The organism is Pseudomonas sp. URMO17WK12:I9, from assembly GCF_900230165.1.
Lineage (GTDB): Bacteria > Pseudomonadota > Gammaproteobacteria > Pseudomonadales > Pseudomonadaceae > Aquipseudomonas > Aquipseudomonas fulva.
In genome coordinates this window covers 46,036-60,236 of sequence record NZ_OCMQ01000008.1, presented here as the reverse complement: position 1 = coordinate 60,236, position 14,201 = coordinate 46,036, and the positions used below count along the sequence as shown (strand labels likewise).

Genomic DNA, 14,201 nt, shown 5'->3' with positions numbered 1-14,201 from the left:
ACCTGTACGCGTTGAACGTGCACCTGCGCGCAGAGGGCCAAATGTCACGGGCACGTGACAATCATGCCCGCGTTCGTGACACCCCACGTGGCCTGGCTGGCTAGAATCGGCACACGACTGGCAAGGACCTCGCTGGCGATGAACAATGATCTTTCTTCACAGGTGTCCTGGCTCCAAGCTCCGGGGCACACCGCATGGCGGCTGGCCGAGGGGCAGCGGTTGCTGGCCTTCGCCAGGGCTGCACGGCTCGCAGAAGGGTTTGGTGACCTGGATGCGGCAGGCAGGCTTGCCCTTGATGCAAGCGCCCAGACCCTGACCACTGCCCGCATGACCCACTGTTTCGCCCTGGCTCACCTTCAAGGCCTGCCGGGCCACCTAGGGCTGGCTGCCCACGGTGTGAGTGCCCTGCGCGGCCCCCTGAAGGATGCGCGCTACGGCGGCTGGTTTGCCCAGGCGGGCGGCCGTCAGGACAGTGGCAAGGATGCGTACCTGCATGCGTTCGTCGCCCTGGCCGCCAGCTCCGCCGTGGTGGCGGGCGTCGATGATGCTGAGGCCTTGCTGAGCGACGCCATCGACATCATCGAGCGGCATTTCTGGAGCGAGGAGGAAGGTGCGCTTCGCGAAGCCTACGCCCGCGCCTGGCAGATGCCCGAGCCCTACCGCGGCGCCAACAGCAACATGCACGCGACCGAGGCGTTCCTGGCCCTGGCCGATGTCACCGGCAACCCAGTGTGGTTGCACCGCGCCTTGCGCATTGCCGAGCGCATCATCCATGCCCACGCGGCTGCCAACGGCTACCGAGTGGTGGAACACTTCGACGTCTTCTGGCGGCCGCTCAAGGACTACAACCAAGCACACCCGGCCGACCACTTCCGACCCTACGGCACGACGCCTGGGCATGCCTTCGAGTGGGCGCGGCTTCTGCTTCATCTGGAGGCCAGCCTGGCCCGCTGCGGGCACCAGCCCCCGCCATGGCTGGTCGACAGTGCCCGCGCCCTGTTCGACGCCGCCTGCGCACAGGCGTGGAGCGTCGATGGCCAGCCTGGCTTCGTCTACACCCTCGGCTGGGATGATCAGCCACGGGTACGCGCCCGGCTGCATTGGGTTCACGCCGAAGCCTGCGCATGCGCAGCAGCCCTGTTGCAGCGCACGGGGCAGGCGCGCTTCGAGCAGTGGTATCGGCGCTGCTGGGACTTCATCACCGAGCATTTCATCGATCTTGAAGGCGGCAGTTGGCACCACGAACTCGATGCCGACAACCGTCCTGCCGGCACGATATGGCCCGGTAAGCCCGACCTGTACCATGCCTACCAGGCCCTGTTGCTACCCGGCCTGCCGCTGGCACGAAGCCTGGCGAGCGGGTTGGCCCTGAATGTAACCAAACGATGACATTCGCGCATCGCTTCGTTACCTGGCGGTGCGCGCACGCTGTTTAGACTCCATGCAACGCAAGCGCACGACTTGCACGGCATAACAACAATAAGGTGTAGAAATGACTTCCTACCTTCGTCTCGCTGCTGCGATCTCCCTGGCATCCCTGTTCCCCCTGACTGCGCACGCTGCCGATGCCAAGGGCACCGTCGAAGTGGTGCACTGGTGGACATCGGGTGGTGAAAAAGCGGCCGTCGATGTGCTCAAGGCCCAGGTCGAGAAAGACGGTTTCACCTGGAAGGACGGCGCCGTGGCCGGCGGCGGCGGCGCTACTGCCATGACCGTGCTCAAAAGCCGAGCGGTGGCTGGCAATCCGCCAGGCGTCGCGCAGATCAAGGGCCCCGACATCCAGGATTGGGCTGCAACCGGCCTGCTCGACAGCGACGTGCTCAAGGATGTGGCCAAGCAGGAAAAGTGGGATGCACTGCTGGACAAGAAAGTCGCCGACACCGTGAAATACGACGGCGACTATGTAGCCGTTCCGGTCAACATCCATCGCACCAACTGGCTGTGGATCAACCCTGAAGCCTTCAAGAAGGCCGGGATCGACAAGGCGCCCGCCACCCTCGATGAGTTCTATGCCGCTGCCGACAAGCTCAAGGCGGCAGGCATCATCCCGCTCGCCCACGGTGGCCAGCCGTGGCAGGACAGCACCGTCTTCGAAAGCGTCGTGCTGTCGGTGATGGGTGTCGACGGCTACAAGAAAGCCATGGTCGACCTGGACAACGATGCCCTGACCGGGCCCGACATGATCAAGGCCCTGACCGAGCTCAAGCGGGTCGCCACGTACATGGACCCCGATGGCAAAGGCCAGGACTGGAACCTGGAAGCTGCCAAGGTCATCAACGGCAAGGCTGGTATGCAGATCATGGGCGACTGGGCCAAGAGCGAGTGGACCTTGGCCAAGAAAACCGCCGGCAAGGACTACCAGTGCGTGCCGTTCCCCGGCACCGAGAAGGCCTTCCTGTACAACATCGATTCGCTGGTGGTGTTCAAGCAGAACGATGAGGGCACAGCTGCCGGCCAGCAGGACATCGCCCGCAAGGTGCTGGGTGAGGAGTTCCAGAAGGTGTTCAGCACCAACAAAGGCTCGATCCCGGTGCGCAACGACATGCTTGCCGACATGGGCAAGTATGGGTTCGATGCGTGCGCCCAGACCTCGGCCAAGGACTTCCTCGCCGACGCCAAGACCGGCGGCCTGCAGCCGAGCATGGCGCACAACATGGCCACGACGCTGGCCGTGCAGGGCGCCTTCTTCGATGTGGTGACCAACTACATCAACGACCCCAAGGCCGACCCGGCAGACGCGGCCAAGAAGCTGGCAGCCGCCATCCGAGCGGCCAAGTAGCCCACGGGCTGGCCAATGCGGCCCGGTGTCGGGGATGCCTGACGGGCCGCTGCGCCATCGTGGGCCGGCGTGACAAGCAGGCTGCGTGGCCCATCGACCTGTGGCTGCGTCAGTCTCGCGCGGCCACCGGCCTCGCACCCCGGTGCTACGTAGCGCCCAAGGCGACCTTCAAACCTGAGCAAGACAGTCGCTGCCGCGCGCCCTGCGCAGCAGCGCCTTCGAGGTGAACCATGACCACTACCACCGCCCGCCTGCGGGCTTCTCCCATGGATGCGCTACAGCGCTGGCTGCCCAAGCTGGTGCTGGCGCCGAGCATGTTCATCGTGCTGGTGGGCTTCTACGGCTACATCCTCTGGACCTTTGTGCTGTCCTTCACCACGTCCACGTTCCTGCCTACCTACAAGTGGGCAGGGCTGGCGCAGTACGTGCGTTTGTTCGACAACGACCGCTGGTGGGTGGCGAGCAAGAACCTGCTGGTGTTCGGCGGGCTGTTCATTACCATCAGCCTGGCGATTGGCGTGCTGCTGGCGGTGCTGCTGGACCAGCGCATTCGCCGCGAGGGGTTCATCCGCACCATTTACCTGTATCCCATGGCCCTGTCGATGATCGTTACCGGCACGGCCTGGAAGTGGTTGCTCAACCCTGGCATGGGGCTGGACAAGCTGCTGCGCGACTGGGGCTGGGAGGGCTTTCGCCTGGACTGGCTGCTGGACCCGGAGCGGGTGGTGTACTGCCTGGTGATCGCGGCCGTGTGGCAGGCCTCGGGTTTCATCATGGCGATGTTCCTCGCCGGCCTGCGGGGCGTTGATCCCTCGATCATCCGCGCCGCCCAGATCGACGGTGCCAGCCTGCCGCGCATCTATTGGCGCGTGGTGCTGCCCAGCTTGCGCCCGGTGTTCTTCAGCTCGGTGATGATCCTCTCGCACATCGCCATCAAGAGCTTCGACCTGGTTGCTGCGATGACGGCAGGCGGGCCCGGCTACTCGTCCGACCTGCCGGCGATGTTCATGTATGCCTTCACCTTCAGCCGCGGGCAGATGGGCATGGGCTCGGCCAGTGCCATCCTCATGCTGGGGGCGATCCTGGCCATCCTGGTGCCTTACCTGTATTCAGAGTTGCGGAGCAAACGCCATGCATAGCCCTGTCGACAAACCCGCGCTCAGCCCCAGCCGGCTCGCCATCCATGCCGTGCTGCTGATCGCCGTGGTGCTGTACCTGGTGCCACTGGTGGTGATGCTGCTGACCAGTTTCAAAACCCCCGAGGACATCAGTACCGGCAACCTGCTCAGCTGGCCGACAGCGATCACGGCCATTGGCTGGGTCAAGGCCTGGGGCACGGTCAGCGGCTATTTCTGGAACTCGATTTTGATCACCGTGCCCGCGGTGCTGATTTCCACCACCATTGGTGCGCTCAATGGCTATGTGCTGTCGATGTGGCGCTTCCGTGGCTCGCAGCTGTTCTTCGGCCTGCTGTTGTTCGGCTGCTTCCTGCCGTTCCAGACGGTGCTGCTGCCGGCCTCGTTCACCCTGGGCAAGCTCGGGTTGGCCAGTACCACCACCGGCCTGGTGCTGGTACATGTGGTCTATGGCCTGGCCTTCACCACACTGTTCTTTCGCAACTTCTACGTCAGCATTCCCGATGCCCTGGTCAAGGCCGCACGGCTGGACGGGGCAGGGTTCTTCACCATCTTCAGGCGCATCATCCTGCCCATGTCAACGCCGATCATCATGGTCTGCCTGATCTGGCAGTTCACCCAGATCTGGAACGACTTCCTGTTCGGCGTGGTGTTCTCCAGTGGCGACTCGCAACCCATCACGGTGGCCTTGAACAACCTGGTCAATACCAGCACCGGGGCCAAGGAGTACAACGTCGACATGGCCGCCGCGATGATCGCCGGCCTGCCGACCCTGCTGGTGTACGTGGTGGCAGGCAAATATTTCGTGCGCGGGCTCACGGCCGGCGCGGTTAAGGGGTAAGTCATGGCAACGCTCGAACTTCGCAACGTGAACAAAACCTACGGTGCCGGGCTGCCGGATACCCTCAAGGACATCCAGCTGTCGATCAAGGACGGTGAGTTCCTGATCCTGGTCGGCCCTTCGGGCTGCGGCAAGTCGACCTTGATGAACTGCATCGCCGGGCTTGAGCAGATCACCGGTGGCGCCATCCTGATCGACCAGCAGGACGTCAGCGGCATGAGCCCCAAGGACCGTGACATCGCCATGGTGTTCCAGTCCTATGCGCTGTACCCGACCATGACCGTGCGCGAGAACATCGAATTTGGCCTGAAGATCCGCAAGATGCCCCAAGCCGCCATCGACGAGGAGGTGGCGCGGGTGGCCAAGCTGCTGCAGATCGAGCACCTGCTGGCGCGCAAGCCGGCGCAACTGTCTGGCGGTCAGCAGCAGCGCGTGGCCATGGGCAGGGCGCTGGCGCGCCGGCCGAAGATCTACCTGTTCGATGAACCGTTGTCCAACCTCGATGCCAAGTTACGGGTCGAGATGCGCACTGAAATGAAACTGATGCACCAGCGCCTGAAAACCACCACCGTCTACGTCACCCATGATCAGATCGAGGCCATGACCCTGGGTGACAAGGTAGCTGTCATGAAGGACGGCATCATCCAGCAGTTCGGTACGCCTCAGCAGATCTACAACGACCCGGCTAACCAGTTCGTCGCAAGCTTCATTGGCTCGCCGCCCATGAACTTCGTGCCGGCGCGGCTGGTTGCACAAGGCGGTCAGCTGCATGCGGTACTCGACAGTGGCCAGGCACGCTGCGAGCTGCCCCTGCCCGGCGCCGACCTGGGCCTGGAAGGGCGCGAAATCGTCTTGGGCATTCGTCCCGAGCAGATTGCCCTGGGCGCCGAGGGTGGCAACGGCGGGCCAAGCATTCGCGCCCAGGTACAGGTCACCGAGCCCACCGGCCCGGACATGCTGGTGTTCGTGACACTCAACCAGACCAAGGTGTGCTGCCGACTGGCCCCCGACGTGGCCTGCCAGGTAGGCGACACCCTGGCCCTGCAGTTCGACCCGGCGCGGGTGCTGCTGTTCGACGCCCAGAGCGGCGAGCGCCTGCAGGCAAACCGTATCGCCAGTACCGTCAAGGACAACATGGCTGCCCTCGGTGGCCGTTGAATCGTCTACACCATCAATAAGAAAAAGAGGACGCAACGCAATGGAACAGCGCAATCGTATTACCACCTGGGGCTCACTGGCGTTGCTTGCGCCGCTGGCGATGGCCGTCAGTACTGGCCTGCAGGCTGCCGAAGCTTTCTCCAGCGAGTCGAAATGGATGACCGGTGATTGGGGCGGCACCCGCACCGAGCTGCTGGAAAAAGGCTACGACTTCACCGTCGATTACGTTGGCGAAGTGGCCAGCAACCTCCACGGTGGCTACAACAACGACAAGACCGCCCGCTACAGCGACCAGTTCGCCTTGGGTGCGCACTTGGACCTGCAGAAGATCTTCGGCTGGCACGATGCCGAATTCAAACTGGCCATCACCGAGCGAAGCGGTCGCAACCTGTCCAACGACCGCATCAGCGACCCACGCGCCGGGCAGTTCAGCTCGGTGCAGGAAGTGTGGGGACGCGGCCAGACCTGGCGCTTGACCCAGATGTGGTTCAAACAGAAGTACTTCGACGGCGCGCTGGACGTGAAATTCGGCCGCTTTGGGCCGGGCGAGGACTTCAACAGTTTCCCTTGCGACTTCCAGAACCTGGCGTTCTGCGGCTCGCAAGTGGGTAACTGGGTGGGCGGTATCTGGTACAACTGGCCCGTCAGCCAATGGGCGACGCGCGTCAAGTACAACGTCACCCCCGAGTTCTATGTACAAGTCGGTGCCTACGAGCAGAACCCGTCCAACCTGGAAACCGGCAATGGCTTCAAGCTGAGCGGCAGCGGCACCAAGGGCGCGATCCTGCCGGTGGAAATGGTCTGGACGCCGAAGCTCAACGGCCTGCCCGGCGAATACCGCCTGGGCTATTACTACAGCACCGCCGATGCCGAAGATGTGTACAAAGACGTCAACGGCAACGCCCAAGGGCTCAGTGGTTCGGGCTTCAAGTCGCACTCTAGCAAGCACGGCTGGTGGGTGGTGGCGCAACAGCAGGTGACGGCCCAGGCGGGCGACGTCAACCGCGGGCTGAGCCTGTTCGCCAACTTCACGGTGCACGACAAGGCCACCAACGTGGTCGACAACTACCAGCAGGTGGGCATGGTCTACAAAGGCGCCTTCGATGCCCGGCCCAAGGATGATATCGGTTTCGGTATCGCCCGCATCCACGTCAATGACGATGTGCGCAAGCGTGCGCGCCAGCTCAACGACATGAGCGGCATCAACGACTACGACAACCCAGGCTTCGTCCCGCTGCAACGTACCGAGTACAACGCCGAGCTGTACTACGGCTTCCACGTCACCAACTGGCTGACCGTGCGGCCGAACCTTCAGTACATCAAGAGCCCCGGCGGCGTGGATGAAGTGGACAATGCGCTGGTGGCAGGCCTGAAGATTCAGTCGTCTTTCTAAGTGCATTTGTTGTAAATTTACGCCAATCCCGTTTGGCGCCCGGCAACCACTGACCTGCAGTGGTTGCCGTGGACAGGCCAAGACAGCGCTACCTCAAACAACAAGAGCCCTGCACCATGCCTGAGCATCCGCTCCATCGCTTCTTCGCCGCGCGGCGGCCCCGGCCGACGTTCGAATGGGAGCGCTACCAGCAGCGCGATGTGCTGATCATCGATCACCCCCTGTGCCAGGCGGCTTTCAGTCGCCAGGGGGCACAGTTGCTGCATTTCCAGCCCACAGGTGAACGGCCCTGGCTGTGGTGCGCAGAACAGTGGCCACAGGTGGGCGCCATTCGCGGCGGGGTGCCGGTCTGCTGGCCCTGGTACGGGCGCCATCCCAGTGAAGACCTGTGGCCTGCCCACGGTTGGGCCCGCCTGCTGGACTGGAAGCTGATGGACAGTCATGAGGATGAGCAGGGCGTGGTCCTCAAGTGGCGCCTGGAACTGTGCGACTGGCAGGTCGACCTGGAGGCGCGGCTGGGCAGCCGCATGGAGTTGAGCCTGAGCACCGAGCATCAGGACAGCGAGCCGTGCCAGTTGAGTCATGCCTTGCTGGCCTACTGGCGTATCAGTGACGTGTCGGAGGTAGCGCTGTCCGGGCTCGAGGACATCGAGGGGTACGACCACCTCAACCGTCAGGCATGCCGCCAGGACGGGGCGCTCAAGCCCAAGGGCGGCTGCCAGCGGGTCTATCCGGGCATTCCGCGCGTGCAACTGCATGACCCGGCCTGGCAGCGCCAGCTGTGCATCGACACCGGCGACAGCGACGACACGGTCGTATGGCACCCCGGCAGCCGGCCGCTATTGGGGGTTACCGGGCGCGAGTGCCAGCGTTTCGTGTGTGTGGAGGCGGCCAGCGGCAGCGACGACGGCCTGAGCCTGGCACCGGGGCAGCGCGCGCACTTGAGTCTGCAGGCGCACCGGCTCAGCTGAGTTCGTCGTCCTCGATGGGGTAGCGACTGGCGTTGAGGCTTTCCTTGATTTTGCGCAGGTGTGGCTGGAAATCCACGCCCCGGCGCAAGGTCATGCCGGTGGCCAGCACATCGAGTACGGTCAACTGGATGATGCGCGAGGTCATCGGCATATAGATGTCGGTGTCTTCGGGCAGGGGGATGTGAAGGCTAAGGCTGCAGGCGTTGGCCAGCGGCGACCCGGCCGCTGTCAGGCCCAGCACCGAGGCGCCGTTTTCCCTGGCCAGACGGGCTACTTCCACCAGCTCGCGAGTACGCCCAGTGTAGGAAATGATCACGAACAGGTCGCCAGTATGGGTCACCGAGGCCAGCATGCGTTGCATCAGTACGTCGGCATGCGCCGACACTGCCAGGTTGAAGCGGAAGAACTTGTGCTGGGCATCCAGCGCCACCGGCGCGGAGGCGCCCAGGCCGAAGAAGTGAATCTGCCGAGCCTGGATCATCATGTCGACTGCGCGGCTGACCTGCTGGGGATCCAGCTGCTGGCAGGCACTGTCGAGCGAGGCGATGGCGCTGGCGAAAATTTTCTGGGTATAGGCCGCCGGATCGTCATCGGCCTCCACCGCACGGCTGACGTAGGCAGCGCCGCTGGCCAGGCTTTGCGCCAGTTGCAGTTTCAGCTCCGGGTAACCGCTGACACCGAATGAGCGGCAGAAGCGGTTGACGGTCGGTTCGCTGACCTTGGCCGCCTGGGCCAGCGCCGCGATGCTGAAGCGTGTGGCTTGTTGCGGGTTGAGCAGGATGACTTCGGCGACTTTGCGTTCGGCCTTGTTCAGCTCGTCGAGGCGTCCCTGGATCTGTTCCAGGAGGTTTCTCACGCGGTCCATGGGGTGTCCTCGGGTCGGGAAGACAGCCAGCTGAGGGAGCAGCAGGCCTGTTTGCAGGGTCGTCTATCGTACTGGCGGCGCCGATTGCGCACCACTCGTCTGTCATACATCCGAATAATGTTATGGTTTTTACTACATTTTTCCTTGAAAACCCTAACTGAAAACGGTATTTCTAAATCAACTTTAGGAAAGAACCAACATCATGGCTGCAATCAGTGTCGAACCTTGCACATTTGCCCTGTTTGGCGCCCTGGGCGACCTGGCCCTGCGCAAGCTCTTCCCTGCGCTCTACCAGCTCGACCGCGCCGGGCTATTGCACGCCCAGACGCGCCTGCTGGCGCTGGCGCGTGAGGCTGGCAGCGCCCAGGATCACCTGAACAGCATCGAAGCCCACTTGCGCAAACATGTGCCCGAGGCCGACATCGAGGCTCCGGCGCTCGAGCGCTTCCTGGCAAGGCTCGATTACCAGCACCTGGATTTTCTGCAGCCAGAAGGCTATCAGGCCCTGGCCGCGCAAGTGCCTGACGGGCATCCCCTGATCGCCTACTTCGCCACGGCCGCCGTTGTGTATGGTGCCATCAGCGAAAACCTGGACAAGGCGGGCCTGAGCGAGCGCACCCGTGTGGTACTGGAGAAGCCGATCGGTCACGACCTTGAGTCCTCACGCCGGGTCAATGATGCCGTGGCGCGGTTCTTTCCCGAAAGCCGCGTTTATCGCATCGACCACTACCTGGGCAAGGAAACGGTACAGAACCTGATCGCCTTGCGCTTCGCCAACAGCCTGTTCGAAACCCAATGGAACCAGAACTCCATCTCCCACGTGGAAATCACGGTGGCGGAGAAGGTGGGGATCGAGGGTCGCTGGGGCTACTTCGACAAGGCCGGGCAGTTGCGCGACATGATCCAGAACCACCTGTTGCAGTTGCTGTGCCTGATTGCCATGGACCCGCCGAGCGAGCTGTCGGCCGACGCCATTCGCGACGAGAAGGTCAAGGTGCTCAAGGCGCTGGCGCCAATCACCGGAGACGGGTTGAGCACGCGGGTGGTGCGCGGGCAGTACATTGCCGGCTACAGCGATGGCAAGCCGGTGCCGGGTTACCTTGAAGAAGACAACGCCAACAGCCAGAGCGACACCGAGACCTTCGTCGCTCTGCGCGCCGACATTCGCAACTGGCGCTGGTCGGGCGTGCCGTTCTACCTGCGCACCGGCAAGCGCATGCCGCAAAAGCTGTCGCAGATCGTCATCCACTTCAAGGAAACGCCGCACTACATCTTTGCCCCGGAACAGCGTTTGCAAGTAGGCAACAAGTTGATCATTCGCCTGCAGCCGGACGAAGGTATCTCCCTGCGCGTGATGACCAAGGAGCAAGGGCTGGATAAAGGTATGCAACTGCGCAGTGGCCCGCTGCAACTGAATTTTTCCGACGCCTGGCGTAGCGCGCGGATTCCGGATGCCTATGAACGCTTGCTGCTTGAAGTGATGCGGGGTAACCAGAACCTGTTCGTGCGCAAGGACGAAATCGAGTACGCCTGGAAGTGGTGTGACCAGCTGATTGCCGGCTGGCGCAACACAGGCGACGCCCCCAAGCCCTATGCTGCGGGCAGCTGGGGGCCGATGAGCTCGATTGCTTTGATCACCCGCGATGGGAGGGCCTGGTATGGCGACATCTGAAACATTGTCCGACTTGCAGTTTCCGACGAGCACCAAGGTGCATCAACTGCCCGACGCAAGCACCCTGGCTGACACATTGGCCAAGGATGTGAGTGACCGCCTGCGGGCGGCCATCGACGCTAACGGCCAGGCCTGCGTCGTGCTGTCTGGTGGACGCAGCCCGGTGCCTTTTCTCGAGCAACTGGCCAAGCAGGACATGGACTGGAGCAAGGTGACGGTTAGCCTTGCCGATGAGCGCTGGGTGCCGGTGGAGCACGCCGACAGCAATGCCGGCCTGTTGGCCCGGCACCTGCTCACAGGGCAGGCCGCCCAAGCGCGCTTCATTGGCTTGTACCAGCAAGCGCCTTCGCTGGAAGAAGCTGCAGAGCAGGCCGATCGCGCCCTGGCCGATCTGCCGCCCATCGACGTGCTGGTACTGGGTATGGGTGACGATGGCCATACGGCCTCGCTGTTCCCAGCCAGTCCCAACTTGGCCGAGGGCCTTGATCCAAACAATCCCCGCCGTTGCCTACCGCTAATGGCGCCAACCGTTCCCCATCAGCGTCTTTCCATGACCCGATCGCTGCTGGCCACGGCAGGGTTCACCGCATTGTCCGTGCAAGGGCCAGGCAAACTCGCTACCCTGCGCGCCGCGCTGGCGGATGGCGACCTCGCCGAAATGCCCATTCGCGCTTTTCTTCACGCACCCCTGGACATCTACTGGTGCCCATGAGCCAAGGATCCACAGCAATGATCACCCTCGAACGTCCACAGCCCAAGCTCTCGATGGCCGACAAGGCCGCGCGGGTCGACGCCATCTGCGAAGCGGCGCGCATCCTGCCGGTGATCACCATCGCCCGCGAACAGGACATCCTGCCACTGGCCGATGCCCTGGCAGCCGGCGGTATCCGCACGCTGGAAGTGACCCTGCGTTCACAGCATGGCCTGAAGGCCATCGAAGTGCTGCGTGAGCAGCGCCCCGAACTGTGTGTAGGCGCCGGGACGGTGCTCGATCGCGCCATGTTTGCAGCCGTCGAGGCCGCTGGCGCCCAGTTCGTCGTCACGCCCGGCATTACCCAGGATGTGCTCCAAGCAGGTGTGGAGAGCGAAATCCCATTGCTGCCGGGTATCAGCACCCCGTCCGAAATCATGATGGGCTACGCGCTGGGCTACCGCCGTTTCAAGCTGTTCCCCGCCGAAATCAGCGGTGGCGTGGCGGCGATCAAAGCCTTTGCAGGCCCGTTTGGCGATATCCGTTTCTGCCCCACCGGCGGCGTCAACCCGGCCAACGTGCGCAATTACATGGCTTTGGCCAATGTGATGTGTGTAGGCGGCACCTGGATGCTCGACAGCAGCTGGATCAAGAATGGCGACTGGGCTCGCATCGAGGCCTGCAGTGCCGAGGCCATGGCGCTGGTGGACGGTCACTGAATTTCGTTGTGTGCTTTACGGCTTTTTGGGCGCTTGGTCGGCGCCCATTTTTTTGCCTGCCGTTTGCCGCTTGCGGGTGGTGAGCGCGTAGACGGTAGAGGTAAGTGTGCCTTTAGAACGTTGGGGCCGCAAAGCGGCCCCAACAATCCCGAGTCAACAACATCGGCTAAAGAGGCCGCTTTCTCCCTGACAGCACTCAGGCCGCCTTGGCCTCTTGCTGGCTCAGCGAGCGGTTCAGCGCGCTGAACAGGGCCTTGAAGCTGGCTGTGGTGATGTTTTCATCGATACCCACACCGTGCACAGGACGCCCGCCGGCTACACGCAGCTCGATGTAGGCCGCTGCCTTGGCGTTGGTGCCGGCGCCGATGGCATGTTCGTTGTAGTCCATGATTTCGACGGCAACCGGCAGGCCGGCAACCAGGGCTTCCAGAGCGCCATTGCCCTTGCCGCGCCAGTGCAGCGTGGTCTCGCCTTCGCCAGCGACTTCCACTTCCACGGCACTGTGGCCGTTTTCTTCCTGCAGGCGATGGCTGACCAGCGCGTATGGCGCATTGGCTTGCAAGTATTCCTTGTGCAGCAAGCTGTAGATCTGCTGCGCCGTCATTTCCAGGCCCAGGCGGTCGGTTTCGCCCTGCACAACCTGGCTGAACTCGATTTGCATGCGGCGCGGCAGGCTGATGCCGTATTCCTGCTCGAGCAGGTAGGTGATGCCGCCTTTGCCGGACTGGCTGTTGACGCGAATCACGGCCTCGTAGCTACGGCCGATATCGGCCGGGTCGATCGGCAGGTACGGAACTTCCCACAACTCGCCTTCCTGCTGCTTGGCCAGGCCCTTGCGAATGGCATCCTGGTGCGAGCCGGAGAAGGCTGTGTGCACCAGGTCGCCTACGTACGGGTGGCGCGGGTGTACCGGCAGCTGGTTGCATTCTTCGACGACCTTGCGCACACCGTCGATATCGGAGAAATCCAGGCCCGGATCGATGCCCTGGGTGTACAGGTTCAAGGCCAGCGTCACCAGGTCGACGTTGCCGGTACGCTCACCATTGCCGAACAGGCAGCCCTCGGCACGGTCGGCGCCGGCCATCAGGCCCAGCTCGGTCGCGGCGATGCCGGTTCCCCGGTCGTTGTGGCAGTGCAGGCTGATGATCACGCTGTCACGGCGGTTGATGTGGCGGCAGAACCATTCGATCTGGTCGGCGTACACGTTGGGCGTGGCGACTTCGACGGTAGCCGGCAGGTTGAGGATGATCTTGTGTTCGGGCGTGGGGTTCCACACCTCGATGACCGCATCGCACACTTCCTTGGCAAATTCCATCTCGGTAGCGCTGAAGGTTTCAGGCGAGTACTGGAATGTCCAGTGCGTGTCCGGCTGCTGTGCGGCGTATTTGACGAACAGCTTGGCCGCGTTTACCGCGATGTCCTTCACGCCCTGCTTGTCCTGGTTGAAGACGATGCGGCGGAAAGCCGGGCAGGTGGCGTTGTACAGGTGAACGATGGCCTTCTTGGCGCCGCGCAGGGACTCGAAGGTACGGGCAATCAGGTCTTCACGCGCCTGGGTCAGCACCTGGATGGTGGTGTCCTCTGGAATATGACCGTCTTCGATCAAGGTGCGGACGAAGTCGAAGTCGGTTTGCGAGGCCGAAGGGAAGGAGGCTTCGATTTCCTTCACGCCCACTTGCACCAAGGTCTTCCAGAACCGCAGCTTCTTCTCCGCATCCATCGGCTCGATCAGCGACTGGTTACCGTCCCGCAGGTCCGAGCTGCACCAGATGGGCGCCTCGGTGATGGTCTTGGACGGCCAGGTACGGTCGGGCAGGTCGATGGTGGGGAAGGCGCGGTATTTCTTCGAAGGGTCTTTGAGCATGGTCATGGAAGCAATCCTTTTATGTGCGGCCGAGATCGGGCCTGCCGAGCAGTAACGAGGTGGGGGCGAGGCGACGCGATTCAGCCTGGTAGTCGAGCGCTGACCAGGCAGA

At 63.0% G+C, this 14,201-nt stretch carries 12 protein-coding genes; 10 read left to right on the top strand and 2 right to left on the bottom strand.

Annotated elements, in window-relative coordinates; translation table 11 throughout:
• Positions 1-138: 138 nt before the first annotated feature.
• The 7 genes from CRP40_RS16150 to CRP40_RS16120 all read left to right on the top strand — a co-directional run bounded on the left by CRP40_RS16150 (position 139) and on the right by CRP40_RS16120 (position 8,278).
• Entirely contained in the window at positions 139-1,389 is a 1,251-nt protein-coding gene (locus CRP40_RS16150) for an AGE family epimerase/isomerase (RefSeq protein WP_027913786.1), read from the top strand.
• A gap of 103 nt (positions 1,390-1,492) precedes the next feature.
• Entirely contained in the window at positions 1,493-2,779 is a 1,287-nt protein-coding gene (locus CRP40_RS16145) for an ABC transporter substrate-binding protein (RefSeq protein ID WP_027913787.1), read from the top strand.
• Between the two features lie 230 nt (positions 2,780-3,009).
• A complete protein-coding gene (locus CRP40_RS16140; protein WP_027913788.1) occupies positions 3,010-3,918 on the top strand; it encodes a sugar ABC transporter permease in 909 nt (302 codons plus the stop codon).
• Positions 3,911-4,756 (top strand): carbohydrate ABC transporter permease, encoded by an 846-nt coding sequence (locus tag CRP40_RS16135; protein ID WP_023533435.1) that lies wholly within the window; start codon positions 3,911-3,913, stop codon positions 4,754-4,756. The genes CRP40_RS16140 and CRP40_RS16135 overlap by 8 nt, the downstream gene beginning before the upstream one ends.
• 3 nt (positions 4,757-4,759) lie before the next feature.
• Positions 4,760-5,914, top strand: coding sequence for a sn-glycerol-3-phosphate ABC transporter ATP-binding protein UgpC (gene ugpC, locus CRP40_RS16130; RefSeq protein ID WP_027913789.1), 1,155 nt, complete (start codon positions 4,760-4,762; stop codon positions 5,912-5,914).
• A 100-nt stretch (positions 5,915-6,014) separates the two neighbouring features.
• A complete protein-coding gene (locus CRP40_RS16125) occupies positions 6,015-7,307 on the top strand; it encodes a carbohydrate porin (RefSeq protein WP_225806717.1) in 1,293 nt (430 codons plus the stop codon).
• Between the two features lie 116 nt (positions 7,308-7,423).
• Positions 7,424-8,278: a D-hexose-6-phosphate mutarotase gene (locus CRP40_RS16120; protein ID WP_023533397.1), complete on the top strand. Its 855-nt coding sequence runs from the start codon at positions 7,424-7,426 to the stop codon at positions 8,276-8,278.
• On the opposite strand, the gene hexR is transcribed toward CRP40_RS16120, so the two are convergent.
• The gene (hexR, locus tag CRP40_RS16115; protein ID WP_173645906.1) at positions 8,271-9,134 is read right to left on the bottom strand and encodes a DNA-binding transcriptional regulator HexR; all 864 of its coding nucleotides are present in this window, start codon (positions 9,132-9,134) and stop codon (positions 8,271-8,273) included. The genes CRP40_RS16120 and hexR overlap by 8 nt on opposite strands.
• A 211-nt stretch (positions 9,135-9,345) precedes the next feature.
• Between hexR and zwf the strand changes: the two genes are divergently transcribed.
• From zwf to CRP40_RS16100, 3 genes are read left to right on the top strand one after another with little or no spacing between them, the layout of a single operon-like run.
• Entirely contained in the window at positions 9,346-10,815 is a 1,470-nt protein-coding gene (gene zwf / locus CRP40_RS16110; RefSeq protein ID WP_027913791.1) for a glucose-6-phosphate dehydrogenase, read from the top strand.
• A complete protein-coding gene (gene pgl / locus CRP40_RS16105; protein ID WP_027913792.1) occupies positions 10,787-11,527 on the top strand; it encodes a 6-phosphogluconolactonase in 741 nt (246 codons plus the stop codon). The genes zwf and pgl overlap by 29 nt, the downstream gene beginning before the upstream one ends.
• A 17-nt stretch (positions 11,528-11,544) precedes the next feature.
• Positions 11,545-12,225, top strand: a complete 681-nt coding sequence (locus CRP40_RS16100; protein ID WP_023533406.1) for a bifunctional 4-hydroxy-2-oxoglutarate aldolase/2-dehydro-3-deoxy-phosphogluconate aldolase — start codon at positions 11,545-11,547, stop codon at positions 12,223-12,225.
• Between the two features lie 196 nt (positions 12,226-12,421).
• Here the strand turns inward: CRP40_RS16100 and leuA are convergent, their stop codons facing one another.
• Positions 12,422-14,095: a 2-isopropylmalate synthase gene (gene leuA / locus CRP40_RS16095; protein WP_023533308.1), complete on the bottom strand. Its 1,674-nt coding sequence runs from the start codon at positions 14,093-14,095 to the stop codon at positions 12,422-12,424.
• Positions 14,096-14,201: the final 106 nt, after the last annotated feature.